Here is a 24,849-nt window from a genome sequence, read left to right as displayed (position 1 = left end):
GATACTCGTCTATGTGGCCAAGGAGCCGGGGTCGCCGTCGCTGCGCAGGTGGGTGCTGCTCGGCCTGCTCGCTCTCGGCGCCGGGATGGTGCTGCTGACCCTGCTGGTGATCGCGGGGGTCGCCGCCGTCGCGCTCGTCGACCGGCTCGAGGGGCCCGAGGTCTGGAACCGCTGGTCCGAGATCGGCGACTCGTTCGGCGTGCTCAACGGCGTGGTGTCGGGCCTGGCCTTCGCGGCGCTCATGGCCACGCTGTGGTTCCAGTCGCGGGAGCTGTCGCTGCAGCGCTTCGAGCTGCGCATGCAGCGCGACGCGATCCGGCAGTCCGGCGAGGAGCTGCGCCGCACCGCCGACGCCGGGATGCGGAACCTGCACTTCGAGCTGCTCAAGATGAGCATTCACGACGCCGCGCTCGCCGATGTCTGGCCCGATCCGGTCCCGACGAGTGACGAGACGCGCCGCCGGCAGCTCCGCCGACGAGGTCGTGTACATCGGCGCGGACGGGTCGATTGTCGCCCAGCCGCACATGACGCTCATGCGGACCAACCTGGCGTACCGGCGGCTGTTCCGCGGGTACCCGGGCCCGTCGGGGCCGCCCCGCAGGCCGGGCGACGGGCCGCGCCGCCCGACCGACGCGCTGTCCGCGCCGCCGAACCGGGCGTACGTGCGGCAGGGGCCGATCGAGTTCCTCGCCGCCGCGGCCGGCACCGCCTCGAGCGTCGTGCTCGCCGGGCCCCGCCCCGCCGGCCCGGCGGGCGATCCGGCGCGGAAGGTGGAGACGTGCTGACCCGGGCCCGGCGCCGCCCGCGGGGCGTGTGGTCGGCGGTGCCGCTGGGGGCGGGCCTGCTGCTCACCTGCGTGCTCGCGCTGGTCACGGTGGTCGGCCGGTTCGTCGTGCCGGTCGTCCTGCAGCAGGTGCTCGACGGCGGCCGGCTGGTGCCGCGCATGTCGGGCGCCCCCGCGGTGTGGTGGACCGTCGGCGTCGGCGCGCTCGTCGTCGCCGGGTCGGTCGGCACCGCGTTCCTGCTGCACAGCCGGATGGCCCGGCGCAGCGAGATCCTGCTCGACGTCATGCGGCGGCGCGCGTTCCGGGTGAAGGCGCCCGACCCGGAGTCCCGGGACCGCACGGTCGCCGAGGCGGTCGACCACGTCGAGCACGTCAGCCAGTTCGTGCGCTGGTCCGGCCCGGCGCACCTGACCAACGGCGCGGCCCTGGCCGTCGCGGCCGCGGTGATGTTCGTGTACTCCTGGGCGCTCGCCGCGGCCGTCGTGCTCGCCTTCGTGCTGCTCGTTGTCACCCAGCGCCGGTTCGCCCGGCGGCAGGCGCGGTTGCGCAGGTCGCTGCAGGAGCTGGGGGAGCGCGTGCAGGCGCGGATCGTCGAGCTGGTGAGCCGGGCCGAGGACGGCTCGATCCGGGCGCTGCGGCTGCGCGCCGCGGCGGACCTCACCGCCGTGTCCCGGGACCGGGACCGGGAGGAGCTGCGGTCGGCCCGGCTCGACGCGGCGGGCTCGGCCTCGGCCGAGCTCGCGGTGGCCGCCGCCGTCGTGCTCACGGTCGTCGGCGGCGCGGTGCTCGGCCGCATGGGCGACATCTCGGAGGGCCGTCTCGCGGCGTTCGTCCTGGTGCTGATGACCGCGGCGGCGCCGGCCCAGGCGGTCGTGGCCGGCCTGGTCGAGCGGCAGCGGGCCGCGATCGGCTGGCGGCGCGTCCTCGGCGCGATCCGGCAGCGCTCCTGGGCGCCGGTGGCGGTCCTGGCCCGCCCGGCCCGCCGCCGGCTCTAGCGCGACCGGCCCGCGGCCCCGCCGGATCGGCGGCGGGGCCGCGGGCGTGTGCGAGCCGCCGCGCCGGCGTCGCGGGCGAGGTTCACCGCTTGACGTTGTCGTAGGAGACCCGGGCCGCCCCGACGGCCGGCAGGTGCTCCGCCGCCCACGTGCTCAGCTGCGCGAACAGCGGTCCCAGGCTCCGCCCGAGCGGGCTGATCTCGTACTCGACCCGCGGCGGGATCTCCGGTGTGTAGGTGCGGATGACCAGCCCGTCCCGCTCCAGCTGGCGCAGCCGCTGGGTGAGCACCTTCGCGGTGACGCCGCCGATGCGGCGTTCGAGCTCGCTGAAGCGCTGGCGGCCGTGCTCCTGCAGCGACCACAGGATCGGCGTCGTCCAGCGGCTGAACACGATGTCGACCACCGGCGCGATCGGGCAGGCCTGCTCCGGCGGGGTCTCGCTATCCCAGTTCATAGCCACTTTCCTCTAGGTACCTACTATCTTCATGATGCTAGCTTTCCGGAAGCCACCAGGAAAGGGAGCACATCATGATCGTGGTCATCGGGGCGACCGGCAACGTCGGACGTCCACTCCTCGCCGCCCTGCCGGACGCCCGGCCGGTGTCGCGCCGCACGGGCGCCGACCTCGCCGACCCGGCGAGCCTGCGCCCGGCGTTCGCCGGGGCCGAGGCAATGTTCCTCATGGTCCCGGGCGCCGGCGGGCACCTCGACACGCCGGCCATCCTCGGCGAGGCGAGCGCGGCCGGCATCAAGCGGATCGTCCTGCTGTCCTCGCAGGCCGCCGGCACGCGGCCGGGCTGGCCGTCGCACGCCCCGCTGCGCGCCCTCGAAGACCAGGTGAAGGCCGCGGTCCCGAGCTGGACCGTGCTGCGGCCCGGCGGCTTCGCCAGCAACGCGTTCGGCTGGGCCGAGTCGGTCCGGGCGCGGCGCACGGTCGCGGCGCCGTACGCCGGCGTCGCCCTGCCCATCGTCGACCCGGACGACATCGCCGCGGTCGCGGCCGCCGCGCTGCTCGACGAGCGGCACGCGGGCCGCACGTACGTGCTCACCGGCCCGGAGGCGACCACCCCGCGGCAGCGGGCCCAGGCGATCGGCGAGGCGATCGGCGCGCCGGTCGAGTTCGTCGAGCAGTCCCCCGAGGAGGCCCGGGCGCAGTTGCTCGGATTCATGCCCGAGGTGGTCGCCGACGGTACCCTCGCCATCCTCGGCACCCCGGAACCACAGGAGCGGGCGGTCAGCCCCGACGTCGAGCGGGTGCTGGGGCGCCCGGCGGGGACGTTCGCGGCGTGGGCCCGCCGGAACGCCGCCGCCTTCCGGTAGGCAACCGTGCAGTGGTACGTGATGGTTGTGCAGGTCAGAGGCCGATCAGGCGATGTCATATGACCGACTTGCCGATCATGTGTCCGGCGGGCAACGGGTACAAAAAAGGAGGAACGCCGGTTGCTCTCGAATAGGGGTCTGTCGCCGATGGCTGGCATGGTGCCGTTCACCAACAACTACTCGGACCACTCGACCCGCGAGGGGTACCAGTTCGAGTTCAACTGCATGCGGTGCGGGAACGGGTACTCCTCCTCGTTCCAGCACTCCGTCACCGGCTTCGGCGGCCGCCTGCTGCGCATCGGCGGCGACCTGCTCGGCGGCGACATCGGCAACAAGGCCGCGCAGGTCGGCTGGGACGCGGAGTGGATGCGCGACGGCGTACGCGGCTCGACCCGCGACAAGGCCCTGGCCAAGGCGGCCGAGGAGATGCAGTCGCACTTCACCCAGTGCCACCGCTGCGGCCAGTGGGTGTGCCAGCAGGTCTGCTGGAACCACGAGCGCGGCCTGTGCACCAGCTGCGCCCCGCGCCTCGACCAGGAGATCGCCGGCATGCAGGCGTCGGCCCAGGTCAACCAGCTGCACGAGCAGATCAACCAGGTCAACTGGACGCAGGGCGTCAACTACCGCGACCAGGCGGTGGGCCGGTGCCCGTCGTGCATGAACGAGACCGGCGGCGGCAAGTTCTGCCAGCACTGCGGCACCCCGCTCGCGGCCGCCCCGGCCCAGCAGAAGCGCTTCTGCGGCAACTGCGGGACGCCGGCGACGCCGGGCGCGATGTTCTGCGCCGAGTGCGGCACGTCGACGGCCTGACGTGCAGTACCGGCTCATCGCCGACGGCGGTGCCCTGCTCGACGAGGGCGGCGGCACCGCCGAGATGGCCGGCGGCGCACTGGTCGTGACCCCCGAGCGGGGCGCCGTGCTGCGCGTCGCGCCCGGGGACGTGGTGGAGATCCAGGAGCCGCAGCCGTACGTCGTGCTGCTCACGCTCTCCGACGGCGCCCGGCTCGAGCTGAGCCGCATCGGCGTGATGCGCACCCAGCTGCTCGCCGAGCTGTCGGAGGCCCGGGTCGCCGACACCGAGCGGGTGCTGCTCCTCGACGGCGTCGGCAAGGCCGAGGCGTTCCCCGGGTGGGCCGACGGCTCCCCGGCCGAGCTGCGCCTCTACGACGACGCGCTCGTGATCGTCCCCGCCGCCGGGCTCGCCGAGAAGATCCCGTACGCGTTCGTCAAGGGCGTCTCGACCGACAGCAGCGGGTACACCATAAATTTGCAGGTTCCGGGCCGGCCGCCGATCGTCGTCGGGCGGCTCGCCCGGCGCACCAGCGAGTTCCTCGACCTGCTGCGCGCCCGCACCGCCGCCGCGTCCGGGCGCACCAGCCACTTCCTCGCCGCGCTGCTGCCCGGCCTCGGCCCGGTCGCGCTGCGCTCGGTCGCGGCACTGCTGCGCGACGGGCTGGCCGCGCCGCGCGCCGAGCTCGAGGCGGTCGAACCGACCGTGTTCCCCGCGCTGCTGGCCGCGGCCACCCGGCCCGACCGGGTCGCCGCGGCCGGGCACCTGCTGGGTCTGGGCCCGTCGTGGCTGGGCTTCAAACAGACGGTGTCGGTACAGCGGGAAGGCTCCGGCGCCGGCCCGTGGCACGACTCCGCGCGGCCGCCGGTGCTCGACCACGACGGCCGGGCCGGACACTTCGGCGCGGGCCTGCCCGGGATGCTCGCCGCGGGCCTGATGTCGGGCTTCGACGGCCCGTTCGACTCCTACGGCCCGGGCCTCGCCTACGGGCTGCTCGGCACGGCGGGCGGCTTCCAGAGCCCGTCGGCCGGCGGCCCCCACCTGCCCCGCGCGGTCTTCCCGCACCAACCGGTCACCCCTGCGTACACCGACTACGCGGCCCTGACGGACGCGGCCGACCCCGCGGTGCTCGCGTTCCTGCTGGTCCTGACCCCCTCCGGGCACCTGGTGTACGAGGTGCTCAACGCCGCCGACCACGCCACCTACGTGTTCACCTGCCGTGACACCGACCAGGCGGCCCAGCTCAACCGGGCCCTGGACCTGCTCGGCTTCCGCGTCGAGGGCATCTACGCCGACGCGACCTCGGCCGGCTCCCGGTACCGCAAGGCGGCCGAGCGCCTGCCCGCGCTGCGGGTGCTGCGGGAGCGCTTCGCCGGCCGGGCCATTCATGACGACGGATGGAAACTGGCGATTTCACGGATCCCGGGCCCGGCCTGAGCCGCACACACTGACGCGCATCGCAGTATTCCCCACCTCCCGGGAGACAACGGTGCGAAACACCCCCGCCATCCGGCTCGCGCTGCGGGTCGGACTGCTCCTCACCCTCATGGGCTCGGCCGTCGCCACGGTCGCGTCCCCGGCGCTTGCCGACGAGATCGGCCAGGCCCCGACCTCGTCGAACATCACCGGCAACGGCAGCTTCGCCACCACCTCGGCGAGCATCTCCAGCACGGTCAGCGGCTTCGGCGGCGGCCGCGTGTACTACCCGACCGCCGCGGGCCAGTACCCCGTCATCGCGATCTCGCCCGGGTTCACCGCCACCTGGTCGAGCCTGGCCTGGATCGGGCCCCGCCTGTCCTCGTGGGGCTTCGTGGTGGTCGGGATCGAGACCAACTCGCTGTACGACCAGCCGGCCAGCCGCGGCAACCAGCTCCTCGCCGCGCTCAACTGGGCGGTGAGCTCCTCGCCGACGGCGGTGCGCTCGCACATCGACGGCAGCCGCCGCGGCGTGGCCGGGCACTCCATGGGCGGCGGCGGCACCCTCGAGGCCCTCGCGGCCGACACGACGGGCCTGGTGAAGGCCGGCGTGCCGCTGGCGCCCTGGGACTCGGACAAGACCTGGAACAACGTGAGCGAGCCGGTCCTCATCGTCGGCGGCCAGTCCGACACCATCGCCCCGCCGTCGAGCCACGCGATCCCGTTCTACAACACCCTCGCGGGGCCGAAGACGTACGTCGAGCTGACCGGCGCGAGCCACTTCTTCCCGCAGACCAGCAACGCGACCGTCTCGCGGGCGCTGGTCTCGTGGCTCAAGCGGTGGGTCAGCCAGGACGCCCGCTTCACCCCGTTCACGTGCGGCTTCTCGGGCGCGGCGGTGTCGGGCTTCCGTACCAACGCCTGCTAGCCCTGGTTCGCCTCGGCCCAGTGGATGTTCCCGCGCTCGTGCACCTCGCCGATGCGCGGGAACATCCGCCCGATCCGGGGCAGCCGCCGGGCCACCTCGCGTGGGTCGTCGAAGTCCCAGGCCGCGCCGGCCGGCTCCGCCACCGGGGCCGGCGGCGTGCGCTGCGGCCACTCCTCGGCCGCCCAGTCGCCGGTCTCGCGCCCGGCGAGGCGCCGGATCTCGGGCACGTCGGCGAGCGCGTCCGGCTCGGCCCGGACCCGCGCGGCGGTGTCCGGGTCCAGGGCGGTGACGATCCAGTGCTCGAAGGCCCGGAAGCCCGCGCCGGAGCAGCGTCCGTCCATGATCTGGTAGGCCGCGCCCCAGAGGTCGGCCGTGTCGGCGTCCACGGGCGCGGAGCCTAGGGTTCCCGGGTGTCCGGCACATCGACGGTGGTGGTGATCCGGGCCAACGACGGGTGGCGGGGCGTCGACCCGAACCCGAAGCGCACCGGCGGCTCGACGTCCGTCAGCGCCCCGAGGTCGCGCCCGTCCCACGCGGCGGTGGCGGCGACGATCGGGTGGAGGTCCTGAGCGCCGTACCATTCCCGCCGCCCGTTGCCCGCACTGCCGCGCGTGCGCACGCCCCGCAGCGCCAGGCGCGCCGGCCGGTCCAGGAGCCGCACCCAGTTCGGGTGCCGGGCGATCGGCGGCGGTACCGCGCGCAGCAGCCACCCCAGCCCGCTGCGCCGGCCCACGGTGAAGCGCAGCTCGAGCGGCCCGGCGGTGACCGCCCACGACCGCTCGACACTCACCGGCCCGAGCCGCACCTCGTCGAACGCGTACGTGGCGGCGACGAAGCGGGCCAGCTCCGCGTGCGGCGCGAGGAGCACCCGATGCCCGTCGGGGTGCTCGACCATCACGTCACTGACGGGCCCGAAGGGCGAGCGCGGCCAGTGCCCGACCACGAGCCGCGTCCCGCTGCCCGTCCCCAGCCCGGCGATCCACCCGTCGAACGTCAGCCGCACACGAACCCGCGCTAAAGCTCGGCCAGCGCGGCCCGGATCCGGTCCGCGGCCTCGTCCAGCGCGGCCGGGTCCGGGTTCTGGTCGACCCGCCCGAAGTCGAAGTCGTCCATGCCCCACGTCGGGAAGACGTGGAAATGCAGGTGTGGTACCTCGAAGCCGGCGACGACGAGCCCGACGCGCGGGGCGTCCCAGGCGCGCTGGACCGCGCGGCCGATCGTCTGCGCGACCGCGGTGCACCTGGCCAACAGGGCCGGGTCGGCGTTCGTCCACTGGTCGACCTCCTGGCGCGGCACGACAAGCGTGTGGCCGGGGCGCAGCGGGGCGATGCTCAGGAACGCGGCGACGTCGTCGTCCTGCCACACGAAACGGCCGGGAATCTCACCGGCGAGAATCTTCGAGAAGACGCTGCTCATGGACCTTCACTTTAGGCGGCGCGGCGCGGCGCGTGGCGCGCGGACCTTTCCCTCACGCGGCGCGCGGACTTTGCTTCACGCGGCGCGCGGACCTTTGCCTCACGCGGCGTGCGGACTTTGGCCTCAGGCGGCGCTGCTCAGCACGCGGCGCAGGGCCACCACGATCTCCGCCGGGGTGAAGCGTTGCCGGGCCAGGGTCTCCGCGCGGCGCAGGGCCACGGCCAGGGCCGCCGGGGGAGCGGCGCGGACGACGGCGATCAGCCAGGCCTCCAGCAGGGTCGCGTCGGCCGGGAGCTCGAGGTCCTCGTCCGCGATCGGCGGTGGCGGGGCGCCGGCCGGCGGCAGGGCGGCCGCGGCCGAGGCGTATCGGGCCGGCGGCACGCCCACCCGGTACGGGTGCACGCACGTCGGGGTGCCCGTGGCCGCGTGCACGCGGTAGCCGCGGCCGCTGTCGTACGGGACGGCCGGGCCGGGGCGGTCGGTGACGTCGAAGGAGCCCAGGGGCAGGGACTGGCCGGGGCAGGCCACGCAGGTGGCGTCGCGCAGGTCGTCCGGGCTCACCATTTGAAGGTACCGTCCCGCGCATGAGCATCGGGCGCGCGCGGCAGGGCATCGTGTATCGGCAAGGGTCCCTCGGGCGCCGGCCCTCCGTGCCCACCGACGCCGCCCGGCTCGAGTCCCGCGCCCGGGCGCGGATGTCCGCGCGGGCCTGGGCCTACGTGGCCGGCGGGGCCGGGGAGGGCGCCACGATGCGGCACAACCGGGCGGCGTTCGAGCGGTGGCGGGTGGTACCGCGCATGCTGCACGGCATCACCGAGCGCGACCTGCGCACCGAGGTCGTCGGCACGCCCCTGGCCGCGCCGCTGCTGCTCGCGCCCGTCGGGGCCGGGGCGCTGGTGCGGCGCGACTCCGACGTGCTCATCGCGCAGGGGGCGGCGGCCGCGGGGGTGCCGTACATCTTCTCGAACCAGGGCTGCAGCCCCATGGAGCGCACCGCGCGGGCGATGGGGGAGACGCCGTTCTGGTACCAGCTCTACTGGTCCACCGACGAGCGGCTGGTCGACTCGCTCATCGGGCGGGCCGAGGCCTGCGGGGCGAAGGCGCTCGTCGTCACGCTCGACACGACGATGCTCGGGTGGCGGCCGCAGGACCTCAACCTCGGCTCGTTGCCGTTCGCGCGCGGGCAGGGCATCGCGCAGTACACCTCCGACCCCCGCTTCATGGAGATCGTCCGCGAACGCGCGGCCCGGCCGCCCGGGAAGGCGCAGGTCACCCTCGGGGCCCTGCGCACGCTGCTGTCGATCGCGCGCGAGCACCCCGGCGGGACGTGGGCCAACCTGCGGTCGCGGGAGCCCCGCGCGGCGGTGGAGACGTTCCTCGACATCTACTCCAACCCCGGGCTGAGCTGGGCCCACCTGGAGACGCTGCGCGGCCGGACCCGGCTGCCGATCCTGCTCAAGGGCGTCCTGCACCCCGCCGACGCCCGGCGCGCGCTCGACGCCGGCGTGGACGGGATCGTCGTGTCCAACCACGGCGGCCGCCAGGTCGACCACACCGTGGCCGCGCTCGACGCCCTGGTCGCGATCCGCGCCGCGGTCGGCGATGAGCCCACGCTGCTGTTCGACAGCGGCATCCGTACCGGCGCCGACGTCTTCGTCGCCCTGGCCCTCGGCGCCGACGCGTGCCTGCTCGGGCGCCCGCACCTCTACGGCCTCGCGCTCGCGGGCGCCGACGGTGTGCGGCAGGTGATCGAGAACGTGCTCGCGGAGCTGGACCTGACGATGGGCCTGACCGGCGTGGCGAACCTCGCGGAACTGACCCCGGAAGCGCTGCAACCCGCGCCCTGAGGGCAGGATCGACGCATGAGACTCACGGGGGTACTGCTGCTCGCCCTGCTGCTCACCGCCTGTGCCAAGCCCGGTACGCAGCCGCGCAACACGCTGCCGACACCCGGCGTGTCACCGTCCGCCGGCGCGTCGCCGTCCCTGGAGGAGGAGTCGGCCGCCTGCCCCGAGGGCGGCGTGAAGATCACGGCCGACCGCGGCGACGCGGCCATGGGCTACCGCGAGATGGGCCTGCACCTCGCCAACTGCGGCGACCGCCCGGTCACGGTGAACGGCCAGCCCGAGGTCGTCGTGCTCGGCCAGGACCGCGACGTGCAGGACATCGCGATCGTGCCCGGCGTGCGCCACAACGAGCCGGCCCAGCCGCTGACCCTGGCGCCGGGCCAGAGCACGACGGCGGTGCTGGCCTGGCGCAACACGTACGACGACATCAGCAAACCCCCGGTGAGCGGCGTGTACCTCTCCGTGGCCCCGGCCCCGGGCGGCCCGCGCCAGATCGTGAAGCCGCCCGTGCCGCTCGATCTCGGCTCCACGGGTCGCCTCGAGGTGAGCGTGTGGCTAAAGTGACGGACTGTGCGGATGTCGTACACGCACTACGAGCACGTAGATGACGTCATGTCGCTGACGCTGGCGGAGGGGCCGGGCGAGAGCGGCACGGTGCTGCGCTTCATGCGCGGCACCTGGGAGGCCGAGCCGCACGAGGTGTCCAACGGCGACCGCGCGTGCGTGGAGTCGGCGGTGCGCGGGTGGCGCATGACGGGGGAGCGGCTGGAGATCGAGCTGCACGACGTACCGGCGGCGCAGCTCGGGGTCGGACCGGACCTGGACCTCACCGTGGACGCGGCGCCGCCACGGGTGTCGCGGGTGCACCGGGCCCTTGCCGACATCCTGCTGGACGTGCCGGAGCGCCGCTGAACACCTGCGCCGCCGCTTCGTGCGCGCGTGCGTGCGCTGCTGTGTGCGTGCTCCGTTGCTCTGTGCGTGCGCTGCTGGATGCTAGTGCCGCTGCTCTGTGCGTGCGCCGTTTTGTGTGCGCGTGCGTGCGCTGCTCTGTGCGTGCGCCGCTGAATGCGGCACTGGTCAGTGCGAGCGCGCTGCTGCTCTGCGCGTGCGCGGCTGAATGCGGGCGTCGGCCAGTGTGTGCGCCGCTGCTCTGTGCGTGCGCCGCGGTTCTGTGTGCGCGCTGTTCTGTGCGTGCGCCGCTGAGCCGGAGCGCCGTTAGGAAGGCGCGGTCCGTGCGGACGACAGCAGGACGCGCGCGGCCTGGCGCGCGGATTCGGCGGCGGCCGGTTCACTGTGGTGGTCGGCGACCGCGGTGGCCCCCGCGACCAGCATGAGCAGCTGCCGTCCGGTCTCGGGCGGGTTCGCGGCACCCGCGTCGATGGCGATGCCGGTCAGGAGCTGCAGGCGCCGGTCCAGGTGCCGGGCGGCCACGGCGCGCGCCGGGTCCTCGTGGCGCTGGGCGGCCGCGTTGAGGATCGCGCAGCCGCGGAAGTCGGGCTCGTCGTACCAGCGGCCGAGCGCGGTGAACACCGCGTCGAGCCGGGCGAACGGGTCGTCGCCGGCGGCCAGCGCGGCCTCCGCCAACCATGCGCTGACCCGGTCGCTGCGCTGCTCCAGCACGGCGCGGACCAGGCCCTCCTTGGAGCCGAAGTGCCGGTACAGCGTCTCCTTCGACGCCCCGACCGCCGCACACAGCTCCGCGACCCCGATGCCGTCGAGCCCGCGCTCGTAGAACAGCCGGGTCGCCGCGGCGAGCAGGGCCGCGCGCGTCTGCGCCGGATCGAGCTGCGCGCCTTTCGCAACGGGCATATCGAGATGGTACCGCCCGGTTCGATCACCTGCTACGGTGACGCCAGATCGAACCGATCGGTTCCATCACGCGATTGGGGACGCCAGTGGACCACCTCTTCGACGACCCTCCACCCCGCCCGGGACCGCGAGCGGCGATGGCCACCCCGGCCCTGCCCAGCGGCGACGCCCTGCTCCCGTCGGTGTTGCTGACGCCGGCCGGCGAGGGCCCGCACCCGCTCGTGGTGGTCCTCAACGGCTTCCCGGGCAACGAGCGCAACGCGGACCTGGCCCAGGCGCTGCGCCGCCTCGGCTACGCGGCGCTGAGCTTCCACTACCGCGGGTCATGGGGCACGCGCGGCACCTGGTCATGGTCGGGCGTCCAGGCCGACGTCGCCAACGTCCTGTCACTGATCTACGACGGTGCGCTCGCGGGCTTCGCCGTCGACCCCGCCCGCGTCGCGTTGGTGGGGCACAGCCTCGGCGGCTTCGCGGCCCTCCGTGCGGCGGCCGCCGACCCCGGCATCCGGGCCGTGGCCGCGCTAGCGCCATTCGATCTCGGCCGCGCCGGTGACCTGGCCGCCGGCGACGCCGCGCGGCACGCGGCCTACGTGCGGGACTTCGACGGAGAGTTGCTGCCGTTGCGCGGTACCAGCGGCGCCGCCCTCGTCGACGAGATGGTCGCGGCGGCCGCGGACTGGCGCCTGAGTGCCCTCGCCGAGCGCCTCGCGGGCCGGCCGGTGCTGCTCGTAGGCGGCGACCGCGACGCCGTGGCCGAGCCGGATGTGCATTTCCGTCCACTACTGCAGTCGTACGCCACGAATCCTGCACTCGAGCATGCCCTCCTCGACACCGATCACGCGCTGTCCGACCGGCGGGTGGCCATGATCCGCCTCGTGGCCGGGTTCCTGGGCCGTGTGCTGCCGGCCGGATGAGCGGGCCGATGCGCCGGCTCGCGCTGGGTAGCGCCACCGCGATCGGGCTCGGCCGGTTCGCGTACGGTCTCGTTCTCCCCGCGATGGCCGGCAACCTCGGCTGGTCGTTCGGCACGGCGGCGACGCTCGCCGTGGCCAACGGGGTCGGATACCTCGCCGGGGCGCTGGTCACGCCGGGGGCCGAACGCCGCTGGGGCCCGCGGGCCGTGTTCCGGGCCGGGATGGTGCTGTGCACGGTGTCGCTGGCCGCGACCGCCGTCACGGGGGATGAGTACGCGGTGGTGTTGTCCGCCCGTGCGGTGACCGGGTTCGCGGGCGCGCTCGTGTTCGTGTCCGGGGCGGTGCTGGCCCCGGGGCGCGGGTTCTTCGCCGGAGCCGGGCTGGGGGTCGCGGCGGCCGGGGCGGTGTTGCCGCTGCTGCTCGCGGGGGATGTGGGGCGCTGGCCCCTCGCCTGGCTGTACCTGGCCGTTGTGGCCGCCGTGTGCACGGCCGGGTCGTGGCGTATGGCCGAGGGGAGCCGGCCGAAAGAACCGGAGATGAGTTCGCCGCCCGTGCCGCCCGTGCCGCTCGGACCGTCCGTGCCGCGGGTGCCGTCTGGACCGCCCGTGCCGTCCGTGCTGTCTGGGCCGCTCGGGCCGCTCGGGCCGGCCGTGCCGCTCGGGCCGGCCGTGCCGCTCGGGCCGGCCGTGCCGCTCGGGCCGGCCGTGCCGCTCGGACCGCCCGTGCCGCCCGTGCCGTCCGGACCGCCCGTGCCGCTCGGACCGTCCGTGTCGCGGGTGCCGTCTGGACCGCTCGTGCCGCTCGTGCCGTCTGGATGGCTCGGGCCGTCCGTGCCGCTCGGGCCGTCCGTGCCGGCCGTGCCGCTCGGGCGCGTTGCTGTGGCCTATGCGTTGTTTGCGGCCGGGTATCTCGCCTATCTGACGTTTCTCTCGGCGTACCTCGACAGCCGCCACGCATCGGCCGGGCTCGTCGCTGTTGTGTGGACGCTGCTCGGGCTGGCCGTGCCCGCCGGGCTGCCGTTGTGGGGGCGGATGGGGCTTGCCGGGCCGCTGGTCGTTATCGCGTTGGCGGCGCTCGGGGCGTACCTGTGGCCGGTGCCGGGGGTTGTTGCGCTGTCGGCGGCCGCGTACGGGGCGGTGTTCATGGCTGTGCCCGCTGCCGTCACCGGGATCGCCAAGGCTTCGGCGGGGCCCGGCCGGGCGACCGTCGTGGTTGCGCGGCTCACCGTCGTCTTCGCGCTCGGGCAGGCCGCCGGGCCGTGGCTGGCCGGGCTGGTCGCCGATCGGACCGAGCCCGCCGCGGCTTTGCTGTGGACCGCGGGCCTGTGCGCCGCGGCCGCCGCGGCCGGGGCCACCCGGGCCCGGATGACGACCAGAACGGCCGGATAGGTGTGCGACGTGTGCCCTGAGTGGGACCTGACACGGGGATGAACGTGCGACCCGTGCCCGACTGGGACCTGGCATGGGGATGAGTGTGCGGACCGTGCGTGAGTGGGAGCGGGCACGGGGTGAACGTGCGTCCGTGTGACGACTGCGACCGGGCACCGGGCACCGGGATGAGTGTGCGGCCGTGTGATGACTGGGAGCGGGCACGGGGATGAGTGTGCGGCCGTGTGATGACTGGGAGCGGGCACGGGGATGAGTGTGCGGCCGTGTGATGACTGGGAGCGGGCACGGGGATGAGAGCCCCAGGGCCCGGCGAACGCGCGCCGGGCCCTGGGAGCGTTTACGGCTGGGCGACCAGGCGGAAGGTCTGGGCCGGGCCGCCGGTGCACGACCACTGCTGCAACTGGGCCCCGTCCGCCGTCGACACGTCCTTCACGTCCAGGCATTTGCCGCTGTTGCGGGCGATGAACCGGTACGTCCCGTTGCCGTTCGACACCGCCTGCCACTGCTGGTTCGTCGCGCCGCCGTACGACCACAGGTGGACCTGGGCGCCGTCGGCGGTTGCGCCCGTGCCGCCGTTGACGTCCCACGACAAGGGTGTGTAGCGGTTCACGACGTTGTAGTAGCCGCCGCCGGCCGCGCGGAACTGCCACTCCTGGTTCGTTGTGGCCGGGCTGCTGCACGACCACTGCTGCAGTGCCGTGCCGTTGGCCGTGCCCCAGCCCGTGTCGTCCAGGCACTTGGCGCTGTTGGCGTTGATGACCTGGTACCACGCCGCCGGGTCCGGCTGGGTGCCGCCGCCACCGCCGGTCGTGGGCGGGTTCGAGGTCGGGGTCACGGTGCCGCCCGGCCAGGTGAAGGTGGCCATCGCGCCGGCCGGCAGGTTGTAGCCGAACGACGAGCCGCCGTAGGAGACCTGGAAGTTCTGCGCGCCGCCCGAGTTGACCGCGACCAGCACGATCGAGCCGTCCGGGTTGCGGAAGGCGACGTTCTCGATGCCGCCCTGGCCCTGGTTCGTCGAGTCGATGCGCACCGCGCCCGGTTTCACGAACTTCGACAGGTGCCCGAGCACGTAGTACTCCGCGTTGTACGTGACGCTGCCGCCGTTCACGGTCACGACGCCCATGCAGTTGGTGCACGAGCCGATGACCGGGCCGTGCGACGCGTCGAGCGCCATGTTCCAGGTCGTGACCGTGCGGGCCCAGTTGCGCACGGCCCCGACCGCGAGGTTGCGGCCCTGCCACAGCAGCGAGTCGGCGAACGTGTTGCCCGACTCGGTGCCGGAGCACTCGGTGAAGAAGATGTCCTTGTTCGGGTACGCGTTGTGCACGGTCGTCTGCCCGCTCGGGGTGCCGCCGTAGCAGTGCCACGCCGTGCCGGCCACGTTGTTGCCGGCGTCGGCCAGGACCTGCTGGGGGAACGACGTGTTGTCCCAGTTGTGGTCCCAGGCCAGGATCTTCGTGCCGGTGCCGGCCGCGGACAGCTTCGGGGCGAGCGAGTTGATGATCCGGGCCTGCTGGTCGGACTGCATGAGCATGCCGGGGTACCCGGCCGGGGAGTACTGCGGCTCGTTGGCGATGCTGAGGTACTGCACGGGCACGCCGGCCGCCTGGTACGCCTGGATCGACTTGACCAGGTAGTCGCCGAACGCGCCCTCGTAGCCCGTCGAAAGCGAGCCGCCGACCATGTTGCCGCTGGTCTTCATCCAGCCCGGCGCGCTCCAGGGCACGCCCATCACCTGCACCTGCGGGTTGATGGACCTGGCCTGGGTGAGCAGCGGCAGGATGTACGCCTGGTCGTGCGCGACCGAGAAGCGGGACAGGCCCGGGTCGGCCGCCCCCTCGTCGTAGCTGTAGAAGCTGCGCGCGAAGTCCGAGGCGCCGAACGGCTGGCGCAGCCAGTCCAGCCCCATGCCGGACGACGGGCTGAACAGGTTCGTCATGACGGTGTTACGGGCCGAGGAGTTGTAGATGAGGTACGCGCTGGAGTCGGTCAGCGAGGCGCCGAAGCCGACCATCGACTGGTACGTGCTGTTCGGGTTCACGGTGATGACGGCGCCGCTGCCGGCGGTACCGAACGGGACTGCGCTTTTCTGGGACAGCAGGTTGGCGCGGTCGGGGGTCGTCAGCCAGACGCTCGCCGAGGTGGCGGCGAGTGCGGGGGCGGGCCGGGCGACCAGGTAGGCCACGCCGGCGACGAGCACGGTGGCGGCCGTGCTCATCGCCAGCAGACGGAGGCGCATGGCGGTGCTCCTTCGTGTGGAGGGAGCGTCCACGCAGGACGCTCGGACGGGGTAGGCCCTGTCCTGCCGATCATGCCGGCCTGCGCCGGGCCCAGATTCCGCCTGCGCGCACCCCGCGAAGGCCGGGTTACAACACCGGTAGCCAGGCCTCCGCGGGGCACACGCAGGCGAAATCTGGACCTCGTCTCGGCTCGACATGATCGACAGGACAGGACCTAGGCGTACAGGCGGATGTCGGCGAGGCTCCACCAGTTCCCGGTCGCCGCGGTCGAGGTGATCCGCACGTACCGGGCCCGGGTCGGGTGAACGTCCACATTGGTCAGTTGTCCGGCCCCGGCGCCCTGGGCGAGCGTCGTCCAGTGGGTGCCGTCGGTGCTGGTGGACAGCTGCCAGCCGCGGGCGTAGTCGCCGACGCTCGCGCCGCTGTCGATCGCGACGCGGCGGAAGGTGCGCGCCGAGCCGAGGTCGACCTGGAGGTACTGCCCCGGCTCCTGCGCCGCGCCGCTGGACCAGCGGGTCGTGGCGTCCTCGTCGACGGCGAGGGCGGCGTCGGGGCTCGCGGGCGACGACGACGCCGTCGCGCCCGCGATGGAGAGCAGCTTCAGGCCGTCGTCGAGCACCTTGCTCCGGGGCCAGGTGAACGTGGCGAGCGAGCCGCCGGGCAGGGTGTAGTCGAACGAGTGGCCGCCGACCGCGACCGTGAACGTTCTCGGTGCGTCGTTCTCGTTGTGGGCCACCAGGACCGTGGAGCCGTCCGGGTTGCGGAAGGCCACGTCGGTGACCTCGCCGTTCCAGGCGGGGTTGCCGAAGCTGGTGCTGGCGATGCGCACGGCGCCGGGCTTCACGAACTTGGACAGGTGCCCGATCGTGTAGTACTCGGCGTCGGTGGTCCAGGAGCCTTCGCCGTTTGCGTCAGCCCCGGCGGAGCCGTCGGGCTGCACGGTGATGAGGCCCGTGCAGGTGCCGCAGCCGCCGAGGTGCGGGCCGCCGGTCGAGTCCAGCGCCAGGTTCCAGGTGACGGCGGACTTGGCCCAGTTGCGGGTGACGCCGACGGTGATCGTGCGCGCGTGCCACTTCAGGGTGTCGGTGAAGTACTGCGCCGGGGTGTCGTTCGCGCCGTGCGATCCCGAGCACTCGGTGAACCAGATGCCCTTGTCCGGGTACGCGTTGTGCAGCGCCGTCATCGCGCTCGGGTCGCCGTAGTAGCAGTGGTACGCCGTGCCCGCGACCCAGCGGCTGGCCGGGTTCTGCAGAAGCTTGTACGGGTAGTCGGCCTCCGGGTCCTGCCCGGGCGGGGTGTTGGCGATGTCGTTCGGGTGGGTCTGCCAGTTGTGGTCGTACCCGAGGATCTTCGTGCGCGGGCTCACCAGCCGCAGCAGCGGGCCGAGGATGTCGATGACCTTGCCGGCCTGGGTGGTGTTCAGGCCCATCACCGGCCCGCCGCCCGCGTCACGGTTCTGCGGCTCGTTCTGCACGGTGATGTAGTCGACCGGCACGCCCGCGGCGGAGTAGGCGAGCACGAACCGGGTGAGGTAGAAGGCGTAGGACGCGTACACCTTCGGGTCGTCCTTGAGCTCGCCGCTCGCGAGGGAGTCACCGGTCTTCATCCACGCCGGCGGGCTCCACGGCGTGGCCATGACCTTCAGCTGCGGGTTGAGCTGCTTGGCCGTGCGCAGCAGGGGCAGGATCTGCGCCTGGTCGTGCGCGATGCTGAAATGGGTGAGCAGATAGTCCGTCTGGCCGGGCGGCATGTCGTCGTACGTGTAGTGCTCCGGCTCGGCCGTGAAGTCCGACGCGCCGATGGGCTGCCGCAGGAAGCTCACGCCGATGCCCCGGCCCGGGTCGAACAGCGCCTGCATCGCCTCGGCCCGCTTGGCCGGCGAGAGCCGGTAGAGCACGGCCGCCGACGAGTCGGTGATCGACGCGCCGAAGCCGTCCATGCTCTGGTACGTGCGGTTCGGGTCCACCGTGATCGTGGTCTGCGTGCTCGTGTTGGAGGTGAACGGGACGGCGGCCCGCTCGTGCATCAGCTCGGCCCGGTCGATCGTGGTGACCCAGACGCGGGCCGAGGGGGCGGCGCTCGCCTCGGCCGAGGCGGCCCCGGTGAGCCCGGCCGCGACCGCGGCGCCGGCCGCGACGAGACATAACACCCTGCGCTGCATACGCATCTCCCGCATGTAACAGATGAAACGAGAATGTAACGTGATGCAGGAAGCACAGCATCGGCCGAGCTGTATGTCAAGCAGCGCTAGCTGCGCCTGCGGCGCGGCGGGGGGTTCCCGCCCCGCACCCCCCACGGCCGCTCCGCGGCCACGCGATCGGGGGCGTCTGAAATCCCTGTGCGCCCTTCCGGCAGGCCCTGCTACGGTCGTCGCAATGCGGCCGGGGGCCCGGTGCGCAGGCATCGGATACTTCTAATCCAAGGGTCGCGGGTTCGAGTCCCGCCCGCCGCATGCGGCGGTAGCTCAGACGGCAGAGCATTGGGCAATCCACCGGTGCCGCTCGGATCTCGGGCCACCCCTACCGTGTCGTCATGGACATCGAGCCGCTGGATGCGTGGGCCGCCGAGACCGGGCGGCTCGTCGAGGAGCTGCGCGGCGTGCCCGCCGGGGACTGGGCCCGGCCGAGTCCGTGCCCGCCGTGGAGCGCCGCCGGGCTGCTCGGGCACGTCGTCGCCGGAGTCACGCGGGTGCCTGGCATGCCATGCTGCTCACCGAATTCCTGGTCACACGCGTGCTGGAGGCCGGGGTCCACGGGCTCGACCTCGCCGCCGCGCTCGGCCGGGAGCCGTGGCTGACCCCGCCGGCGGCCGGGCTGCTTGTCGCGCTGTACGGCGGCGCGGGGCTGGACTGGGACCCGGTCCCGCTGCTGCGCGTCGCCACCGGCCGGGCCGAGGCGACGCCGGAGCAGGCCGCCGACCTGGAACGGCACGGGCTGCGGCGGCTCACGCTCGGCTAGGTCCTGTCCTGTCGGTCATGCCGAGCCGAGACGAGGTCCAGATTTCGCCTGCGTGCCCCGCGGAGGGGTGTAACCCGGCCGTCGCGGGGTGCGCGCAGGGGGGAATCTGGGCCCGGCGCAGGCCGGCATGATCGGCAGGACAGGACCTGGGCATACTGCCTGAGTGGTGTTGTCGCGGCGCTGGTCCGTCTTTCTCGTGCTCGTCGGGGTCTGGAACTGGGTGATCTGGCCCCGGTTCCTCGTCGCCATCTGGAAGGACGACCGGGCCTGGGACGTCGCCGGGCACCCCACCGGGTTCTTCTGGGTCCACGCCGCGCTCATCGCGGTCTCCCTGGCCGTCGGTACCGCCGTCGGCGTGCTCGGGGTGCGCGGCTGGCGTTCCTGAGATCCCGCGGAACCTTTCGCGCCCCTGCGCAGTAGAGGAGGGCGAAGGTCACGACGGGGAGGAGCGATCGGCACATGCGAAGATCGATCGAGGCGCCGCGGGGGGACCCCGGGGGCGACCGGGACACGCAGTTCCAGGCGTTCATGGGCGGGGCGACGCAGCGGTTGTACCGCGTCGCGTACCTGCTTAGCGGGGACGCCGGCGAGGCCGAGGAGCTGACCCAGCACACGCTCGTGCGCACGTACGCGGCCTGGGAGCGGCTCGACGACGGGGACGCGTACGCGTACGCCCGCCGGATCCTGGTCAATCTGCACAGCGACTGGTGGCGGCGGAGGCGCCGGCGCGAACGGCCGGTGCCGCAGGTGCCCGAGCGCGTCGCGCACGGCGCCGACCCGGCCGAGGCCGCGCTGGACCGCACCAGCCTGGCCCGGGCCATGCGGCACCTGTCCCGGCGGGAGCGGTCGGTGATCGTGTGCCGGTACTACCTCGACCTCACCGAACAGCAGACCGCCGCCGAACTCGGCGTCGCCCTGGGCACGGTCAAGAGTGCCTGCGCGCGGGCCCTGCGCAAGCTGCGCGTCGACCCCGACCTGAGCCCGATCGTCCACCACCAGGGAGCGCAGTGATGCACACGACCGACGACCTGCGCCGCGCCCTGGCCGACGCGGCCCCCCCGCAGAGCACGCGGCTGAGCTTCGCCGACGTCAAGCGGGCCGCGAACCGGCGCCGGCACCGCACGTTCCTGGCCGGGATCGCCGTGGCCCTGACGCCCGTGCTCGCCGCCGGCGGCGCCGTCGCGCTCAGCCCGGCCGAGCCCGGCCCGTCGCCGACCCCCGACGCGCGGAGCACGGTCACCCCGCGGGTGCTCACCTCGGCCCCGGTCTCGGCCTACCCGCCGGACCCGTCGTTCCCGGTGCACGCCGAGAACATGGTCGCCACCGGCCTGCGCTTCGGCGACCACGAGGAGCTCGTGCTCTGGCTCGACGACATGGTCAACGGCGTCCGCGGCGGCCTGTACGACGAGAGCACCGGCCGGCTGCGAACCATGTCCTGGGTGGGGGTACCGACGAAGGGTTTCGGCCTCATCGGCGAGCTCGACGACCGGCACGGCGGCATCCTCGACTACGGCGTGGTGGGCGGCGACGGCGTCAGGGTCACGGTGGCGGCCGGCGGGAAGACCGCCGACGCGACCACCGCGCCGGTGCCGGGCCTCGCCGGGCGCACGATGTTCTGGAGCCGCCGCGGCGGGGTGATGGCCGGCACGACCGCCGAGCCGAACCCGGCGGTGCCCGACGCCGTGTTCACCGCGTACGGGCCGAACGGCACGAAGCTGGCCCAGTCCGACCCCTCGCTCATCCAGCGGGCCGACACCGTCGTGAACCGCGACGACACCACGAAGCCGATCGGCGAGCAGATGCGCACCGGCATCGCCCTGCCCGACGGCGGCGAGCTCGTCCTGTACTTCGACGGCGACGAGCACACGGCCCTGCTGCACGCCGGCCGCCGCGACGCGGGCGGTGCGGTCACGGCGCTCAAGGTGCTCACCTGGGTGAGCCGGCCGCCGACCGACCCCGGGGGCTTCTACCTGGGCCGGTTCACCGTCGACGGCGCGGGCGTCACGGCGTGCATCTACGTCGGGTCCGCGGCGCGGGTGGAGATGGGCGGCGAGGGTGGCGGGCCGCGCGGCTCGGCCGCCTGGACCGCGTACCCGCGGCTGCACGTCGCCTGGGTGCAGGGCGTCAAGGGGAATCCGTCGGCCGTCGCCTACGACGCCGCCGGCCAGGTGGTTGCGGCGACCGACTTCCGCTGAGGGCTCGGCGGCCCCCGCCCGAAACTCGAGGGCGGGGGCCGTACCTGCGGCGGTACATTGATGCCGCCGGTCGCGGGACTGTCCGTGCGACTTCCGGAACCCGCCTCTGAAGCGATGCTTCGCAGCTCGCGCGTCGAACTCCCCGACCGGCTCCTAAGACACCGTTGGGGGAGGCCGTGGAGCTGTCGGAGCTGACCGCGTGCGAGGACGTCGTCATGTTCGTGAACGCCGCCGTCGCCGCGACCGGGCAGCGCGAGTTCTACGGCGAGGCGCGGCTCTCGCTGGAGTTCCTGCACGACTACGTGCGCACCAACTACCGCGAGATCTACGCCGCGACCCTGGCCCTGGACATCAACGAGCGCAACGCCGCGGCGATCGTGCTCGGGCTGCTGCGCACGGCCCGGGAGGTACCGCTGCCGCAGCGCCGCCGCGAAGGGCAGCTCATCGCGGCCCGGCTCGCGCGGATGGCGCCGCAGCGGGTGTACCGCCTGCTGGCCACCCTGCGCGCGGAGGGCATCAACAACCGGCGCACCCGCGCGATCGTGCGGGACTGGGTCGCGGCCCGGCCCGACATCGCCTTCGACGCCGTGAAGTACCGCCGCGGCCTGGCGACCGCGGCCGGCCACGCGCACCTGCGCCTGCCCGCCGAGGTCGGCACCGTGCTCTTCGACTGGCGCCGCCCCGCCCGCTACGACACGCCGATCCTGGAGACCTGGCGCCGCGCGCACTACGACAAGCAGGCGCTGTTCGACCTGCCGTACACCGTCGCCGAGGGTCTCGCCTCGACCCGGCTGCGCACCCACGACCGGGCCCAGTTCCTGCGCGCGATCGCGCCGCGCCTCACCGAGCTGGAGCGCCTGCGGCTGCAGACCTCCGGCGCCGGGGTCGAGGGCGTCGGCGGGATGGATCTGCGCCGCGTGCCGCTCACCCGGCTCGCGCTCTACGCGCTGTCGCTGCCCCGCCCCGAGCGGGCCCGCCGGCGCGAGGAGCTCACCGGGGCGCTGCGGGCCGCGGCGCGCCGGGCCGCCGGGCGCCGCGCCGGCACCTGGGGCGACGTGGTCGGGCTGCTCGACGACAGCTACTCGGCGTCGGGCTCGGCCGTGAAGCGCCGCCGGCCGCTCGCCGTCGCGCTCGCCGCGCACTACCTGCTGGAGGCGCTGGCTTCGCGGTACCGAACCATCTGGCTCAACCACGAGGGCGACCCGCTGCTCGTGCACCCGCTCGGCGCCACGCCGCTGGGGGAGCGGCTCCTGGACGCGCTCGCGCTGCGGCCGGAGCGGCTCGTGGTCGTCTCGGACGGCTGGGACAACGCGCCGCCCGGGCAGGCCGCCGAGGTGCTGCGCGTCTGGCGGCAGCGGCTCGACCCGGCCGGGCACACGTCGATCGTGCACCTCAACCCGGTGTACGACGGCTTCGACGTGCGCCGCCTGGCGCCGTCGGTGCCCACCGTCGGCGTGCGCGACGCCGAGGACGCCGCCGCGCTGGTGGAGCTGGCGCGCTTCGCCACGGGTACCGCCACGTTCGCTGCTTTGAAGGTGTTCCTGGACGACCTCGTGGAAGGGTTCCTGCCGTGATCGAGGGCCTGCGCACGGGCCCCGCGCAGACGTGGGGCGCGGTGCGGCTCGTGCCGCTGCTGCGCGACGAGCCGATCACCGACCTGCGCCTGCACGCCCGCCTGCACGACGACGAGCTGTCCATTGTGGACCTGGGCGGCCGCGCGGCCTACCTGGCCTACGTTCCGCACGCGTTCGTGGCATCCTGGACGGGCGACGGTACGCCGGCCGCCGCCTTCGGCACCCAGCTGCTCGACCCGCGCGACCCGGGCCTGCCGCGCGTCGCCGGCCTGCGCTTCCGCCGCCGCATGGCCCGCCGCGAGGACCGCCACCGGCTCCGGTTCCTGCCGCTGCACCTGGCCCTGGAGGGCTACCTGAACCTGCAGTTCGGCGGCCCGCCGATCGCCTGGCAGGAGTGGACCCGCGCGGCCGTCACGCGTGGCCTCTCCCCGCGCGTCGAGGAGGCCTACCGCGGCGCGGCGGTGCAGGGGCTCGACGACGCCCTGCGCGTGTTCGAGGTCCACCCGGGACAGTGCGGGGTCGCGGTGTACCTGGCCGACGCCCTCGCGAGCGCCTTCGTCGTCCCGCACCCGGACGACTACCGGGCCCTGCACGCGACGCTCCTGCAGGACTTCTACGGCGAGCTGCTCTACCACTACACCCAGCTCTACCCGGCCGTGCCCGGCTTCGACCAGCCCGTGAACGCCGCGCGCGTGCACACCGTCGACGACCTGCGCGCCGAGCTCGCCCGCGTCCGCTCCGAGTGGGCGGCGTTCCACAACGACGTGATGTTCACGGTCCGGGCCCAGACGAGCCTGCGGGTGTACCGCATGGGCCGCTTCACGCTGTCGCGCTTCCTGCCCCCGATGAACCCCGACACCGACAACCACATCGGCGAGACGATCACGACGGAGGACGGCACGGTGGCGTACCTGAAGACGTACCGCCTCTCGGCCGCCCAGGCCCGCCGGGGCCACCTGCTGTCGCGCCTGGCCGAACACGACTGGTCCCTGGACCGCACGGCGGCGGCACTGGGCACGGACCGGCCGGGCCTGGCCCTGCGGTTGGACCGGGCGGGCTTCGGCTACCTCCTGCGCCCCGACATTCTGGACGCAGCGCGCAACGCCGCCCGCGCACCACGCCGCGACGGTTGAGAATGCAGAATGCGCCGGGCTGGGTTGACCGTTCCGCATTTTGGCGAAACCGTGGGCCGGTGCGATCGTGGTGCCAGAGTGCGCCAGAATGGACGTGCGGGGCCCGGACCGTTGGGCGCCGTGCGTATTGCGCGGCGGCGCGGAATCGCCGTCGTTCTCGGCACCGGTGGGCACCTCGGGTTGCTCCTCCGGCGGCGCAGGAGCGGCGGCCTGCTCGACCGGCGGGACCACCGTGACCGGTTCCTCGGCCCGCTCAACAGGCGGTTCCGGTGACTTCGGCGCGAGGGCTTCCCGGGCCCGCTGCTCGAAGTAGGCGTCGGCCGCCTCGACACTGCCGAACTGGTCGCAGAGCTTCTTGTCGTGCCGCTGCGCAAGCCCCCAATCGCGATGCCGCTGGTGTTCCTTCCGAAACTTCTCACCACCAGGCGAATAATTACGCCGCCGAGTAGCGTCATACATAGCAGTAATTTCCGCCCGACTGAACAACCCCCGCTGCCCCAACACATATCGATTATCCCAAATCACGGCAGAAAACAGGATCCCGTTCCAAATAGCGCAAGACAAAACAGGGACCACCGAATGACGACCCGCACGGACCCGGCGGCAAAACACGGCCAAGAGGCATAACCGCAGGCAACAACGAAAAGGAACCACGCTTACACGTTGCGGGAGCCGGAGGCTCCCGCGCACCATCGGCCGAGCGTCGTTTGTCAGCCCCTCGTCCAAGTAAACCCGCGCTCGTGGTGCGATCAGCGGTGCGCCGCCGGGAGGACGGGTGGGGGCCGCTCGTGGTGCGGCGGGCGGTGCGGTGGGGGAACCGGTGGGGGCCGCTCGTGGTGCGGTGCGCCGCACGGTGACGCGATAAGTCGGGCGCTCCGCGCCGCGACTTATCGAACTTGTCCCCCGCCAGTGCATATGTCGGTTCCGGCACGCCGAACGTCGGGCATGGCGCCGGTCGCGGGCCGTGGGTGCGGCCGGCGCCATACCGCCCTGTCGTGCCGTCCCCCACGGCCAACGGGGGAGGTCACCTGGCTGCCGGTGAGCTTGTGCGATCGCATGCTTCGCTTCCGGTACCACCAGTCTCGGCAGGACGCACCCGCCACACCGCCGGTTTGCCCGGAAAGCCACCCGATCGAAGTCGT

General features: G+C 73.5%; 25 protein-coding genes. 17 read left to right on the top strand and 8 right to left on the bottom strand.

Going from position 1 to position 24,849, the window contains the following annotated elements:
- The first annotated feature begins 13 nt into the window (after nucleotides 1-13).
- Nucleotides 14-1,780, top strand: coding sequence for a DUF6082 family protein (locus ACPPVO_RS41040; RefSeq protein WP_426503974.1), 1,767 nt, complete (start codon nucleotides 14-16; stop codon nucleotides 1,778-1,780).
- Nucleotides 1,781-1,862: 82 nt separating this feature from the next.
- On the opposite strand, the gene ACPPVO_RS41035 is transcribed toward ACPPVO_RS41040, so the two are convergent.
- Entirely contained in the window at nucleotides 1,863-2,234 is a 372-nt protein-coding gene (locus ACPPVO_RS41035; protein ID WP_426503973.1) for a winged helix-turn-helix transcriptional regulator, read from the bottom strand.
- 74 nt (nucleotides 2,235-2,308) lie between these two features.
- Here ACPPVO_RS41035 and ACPPVO_RS41030 point away from each other — a divergent pair, with 74 nt between their 5' ends.
- The 4 genes from ACPPVO_RS41030 to ACPPVO_RS41015 all read left to right on the top strand — a co-directional run bounded on the left by ACPPVO_RS41030 (nucleotide 2,309) and on the right by ACPPVO_RS41015 (nucleotide 6,234).
- Entirely contained in the window at nucleotides 2,309-3,100 is a 792-nt protein-coding gene (locus tag ACPPVO_RS41030; protein WP_426503972.1) for an NAD(P)H-binding protein, read from the top strand.
- Between the two features lie 147 nt (nucleotides 3,101-3,247).
- Nucleotides 3,248-3,910, top strand: coding sequence for a zinc ribbon domain-containing protein (locus tag ACPPVO_RS41025; RefSeq protein WP_360372111.1), 663 nt, complete (start codon nucleotides 3,248-3,250; stop codon nucleotides 3,908-3,910).
- Nucleotide 3,911: 1 nt separating this feature from the next.
- On the top strand, nucleotides 3,912-5,327 hold the full coding sequence (locus tag ACPPVO_RS41020; protein ID WP_426503971.1) for a hypothetical protein: 1,416 nt from the start codon (nucleotides 3,912-3,914) through the stop codon (nucleotides 5,325-5,327).
- A gap of 52 nt (nucleotides 5,328-5,379) precedes the next feature.
- Complete coding sequence (locus ACPPVO_RS41015; protein ID WP_426503970.1) at nucleotides 5,380-6,234, top strand: alpha/beta hydrolase family protein; 855 nt, start codon at nucleotides 5,380-5,382, stop codon at nucleotides 6,232-6,234.
- Here ACPPVO_RS41015 and ACPPVO_RS41010 read toward each other — a convergent pair.
- The 4 genes from ACPPVO_RS41010 to ACPPVO_RS40995 form a co-directional block, all read right to left on the bottom strand.
- Nucleotides 6,231-6,620 (bottom strand): DUF4240 domain-containing protein, encoded by a 390-nt coding sequence (locus ACPPVO_RS41010; protein WP_426503969.1) that lies wholly within the window; start codon nucleotides 6,618-6,620, stop codon nucleotides 6,231-6,233. The two genes, ACPPVO_RS41015 and ACPPVO_RS41010, sit on opposite strands and share 4 nt — an antisense overlap.
- Before the next feature lie 11 nt (nucleotides 6,621-6,631).
- Nucleotides 6,632-7,237 carry a hypothetical protein gene (locus tag ACPPVO_RS41005; protein ID WP_426503968.1) on the bottom strand — a complete coding sequence of 202 codons (606 nt, stop codon included), beginning with the start codon at nucleotides 7,235-7,237 and terminating at the stop codon, nucleotides 6,632-6,634.
- Between the two features lie 11 nt (nucleotides 7,238-7,248).
- The gene (locus tag ACPPVO_RS41000) at nucleotides 7,249-7,650 is read right to left on the bottom strand and encodes an HIT family protein (RefSeq protein ID WP_426503967.1); all 402 of its coding nucleotides are present in this window, start codon (nucleotides 7,648-7,650) and stop codon (nucleotides 7,249-7,251) included.
- Between the two features lie 123 nt (nucleotides 7,651-7,773).
- The gene (locus ACPPVO_RS40995) at nucleotides 7,774-8,211 is read right to left on the bottom strand and encodes a hypothetical protein (RefSeq protein ID WP_426503966.1); all 438 of its coding nucleotides are present in this window, start codon (nucleotides 8,209-8,211) and stop codon (nucleotides 7,774-7,776) included.
- A 23-nt stretch (nucleotides 8,212-8,234) separates the two neighbouring features.
- Between ACPPVO_RS40995 and ACPPVO_RS40990 the strand changes: the two genes are divergently transcribed.
- The 3 genes from ACPPVO_RS40990 to ACPPVO_RS40980 are packed head-to-tail and all read left to right on the top strand — an operon-like array spanning nucleotide 8,235 to nucleotide 10,409.
- Nucleotides 8,235-9,497 carry an alpha-hydroxy-acid oxidizing protein gene (locus tag ACPPVO_RS40990; RefSeq protein ID WP_426503965.1) on the top strand — a complete coding sequence of 421 codons (1,263 nt, stop codon included), beginning with the start codon at nucleotides 8,235-8,237 and terminating at the stop codon, nucleotides 9,495-9,497.
- Nucleotides 9,498-9,512: 15 nt separating this feature from the next.
- Nucleotides 9,513-10,061 carry a DUF4232 domain-containing protein gene (locus tag ACPPVO_RS40985; protein WP_426503964.1) on the top strand — a complete coding sequence of 183 codons (549 nt, stop codon included), beginning with the start codon at nucleotides 9,513-9,515 and terminating at the stop codon, nucleotides 10,059-10,061.
- Between the two features lie 12 nt (nucleotides 10,062-10,073).
- Nucleotides 10,074-10,409, top strand: coding sequence for a hypothetical protein (locus ACPPVO_RS40980; protein WP_426503963.1), 336 nt, complete (start codon nucleotides 10,074-10,076; stop codon nucleotides 10,407-10,409).
- 303 nt (nucleotides 10,410-10,712) lie between these two features.
- Here ACPPVO_RS40980 and ACPPVO_RS40975 read toward each other — a convergent pair whose 3' ends face one another.
- On the bottom strand, nucleotides 10,713-11,306 hold the full coding sequence (locus ACPPVO_RS40975; protein ID WP_426503962.1) for a TetR/AcrR family transcriptional regulator: 594 nt from the start codon (nucleotides 11,304-11,306) through the stop codon (nucleotides 10,713-10,715).
- Between the two features lie 137 nt (nucleotides 11,307-11,443).
- Between ACPPVO_RS40975 and ACPPVO_RS40970 the strand changes: the two genes are divergently transcribed.
- Entirely contained in the window at nucleotides 11,444-12,220 is a 777-nt protein-coding gene (locus ACPPVO_RS40970) for an alpha/beta hydrolase family protein (RefSeq protein WP_426503961.1), read from the top strand.
- On the top strand, nucleotides 12,217-13,608 hold the full coding sequence (locus ACPPVO_RS40965; RefSeq protein ID WP_426503960.1) for a YbfB/YjiJ family MFS transporter: 1,392 nt from the start codon (nucleotides 12,217-12,219) through the stop codon (nucleotides 13,606-13,608). The genes ACPPVO_RS40970 and ACPPVO_RS40965 overlap by 4 nt, the downstream gene beginning before the upstream one ends.
- 337 nt (nucleotides 13,609-13,945) lie before the next feature.
- On the opposite strand, the gene ACPPVO_RS40960 is transcribed toward ACPPVO_RS40965, so the two are convergent.
- Nucleotides 13,946-15,847 (bottom strand): RICIN domain-containing protein, encoded by a 1,902-nt coding sequence (locus ACPPVO_RS40960; protein ID WP_426503959.1) that lies wholly within the window; start codon nucleotides 15,845-15,847, stop codon nucleotides 13,946-13,948.
- 215 nt (nucleotides 15,848-16,062) lie between these two features.
- Nucleotides 16,063-17,997, bottom strand: coding sequence for a discoidin domain-containing protein (locus ACPPVO_RS40955; RefSeq protein ID WP_426503958.1), 1,935 nt, complete (start codon nucleotides 17,995-17,997; stop codon nucleotides 16,063-16,065).
- A 383-nt stretch (nucleotides 17,998-18,380) separates the two neighbouring features.
- Here ACPPVO_RS40955 and ACPPVO_RS40950 point away from each other — a divergent pair, with 383 nt between their 5' ends.
- The 7 genes from ACPPVO_RS40950 (at nucleotide 18,381) to ACPPVO_RS40920 (ending at nucleotide 23,707) form a co-directional block, all read left to right on the top strand.
- Nucleotides 18,381-18,644: a maleylpyruvate isomerase N-terminal domain-containing protein gene (locus ACPPVO_RS40950; RefSeq protein ID WP_426503957.1), complete on the top strand. Its 264-nt coding sequence runs from the start codon at nucleotides 18,381-18,383 to the stop codon at nucleotides 18,642-18,644.
- Nucleotides 18,551-18,805: a hypothetical protein gene (locus ACPPVO_RS40945; RefSeq protein WP_426514938.1), complete on the top strand. Its 255-nt coding sequence runs from the start codon at nucleotides 18,551-18,553 to the stop codon at nucleotides 18,803-18,805. The genes ACPPVO_RS40950 and ACPPVO_RS40945 overlap by 94 nt, the downstream gene beginning before the upstream one ends.
- 163 nt (nucleotides 18,806-18,968) lie before the next feature.
- The gene (locus tag ACPPVO_RS40940; protein WP_360372158.1) at nucleotides 18,969-19,190 is read left to right on the top strand and encodes an SCO4848 family membrane protein; all 222 of its coding nucleotides are present in this window, start codon (nucleotides 18,969-18,971) and stop codon (nucleotides 19,188-19,190) included.
- Nucleotides 19,191-19,264: 74 nt separating this feature from the next.
- Nucleotides 19,265-19,816 carry a SigE family RNA polymerase sigma factor gene (locus ACPPVO_RS40935; protein ID WP_426503956.1) on the top strand — a complete coding sequence of 184 codons (552 nt, stop codon included), beginning with the start codon at nucleotides 19,265-19,267 and terminating at the stop codon, nucleotides 19,814-19,816.
- Nucleotides 19,816-21,000, top strand: coding sequence for a hypothetical protein (locus ACPPVO_RS40930; protein WP_426503955.1), 1,185 nt, complete (start codon nucleotides 19,816-19,818; stop codon nucleotides 20,998-21,000). The genes ACPPVO_RS40935 and ACPPVO_RS40930 overlap by 1 nt, the downstream gene beginning before the upstream one ends.
- Nucleotides 21,001-21,176: 176 nt before the next feature.
- The gene (locus ACPPVO_RS40925) at nucleotides 21,177-22,574 is read left to right on the top strand and encodes a hypothetical protein (RefSeq protein WP_426503954.1); all 1,398 of its coding nucleotides are present in this window, start codon (nucleotides 21,177-21,179) and stop codon (nucleotides 22,572-22,574) included.
- Entirely contained in the window at nucleotides 22,571-23,707 is a 1,137-nt protein-coding gene (locus ACPPVO_RS40920; RefSeq protein WP_426503953.1) for an ARPP-2 domain-containing protein, read from the top strand. Before ACPPVO_RS40925 ends, ACPPVO_RS40920 begins: the two co-directional genes overlap by 4 nt.
- The last annotated feature ends 1,142 nt before the right edge of the window (nucleotides 23,708-24,849 follow it).

Origin of the sequence: Dactylosporangium sp. McL0621 (assembly GCF_049995355.1) — a bacterium.
In the GTDB taxonomy this organism is placed as follows: Bacteria; Actinomycetota; Actinomycetes; order Mycobacteriales; family Micromonosporaceae; genus Dactylosporangium.
The sequence above is the reverse complement of the archived record's forward strand: the minus strand, read 5'-3'. Positions and strand labels throughout refer to the sequence as shown.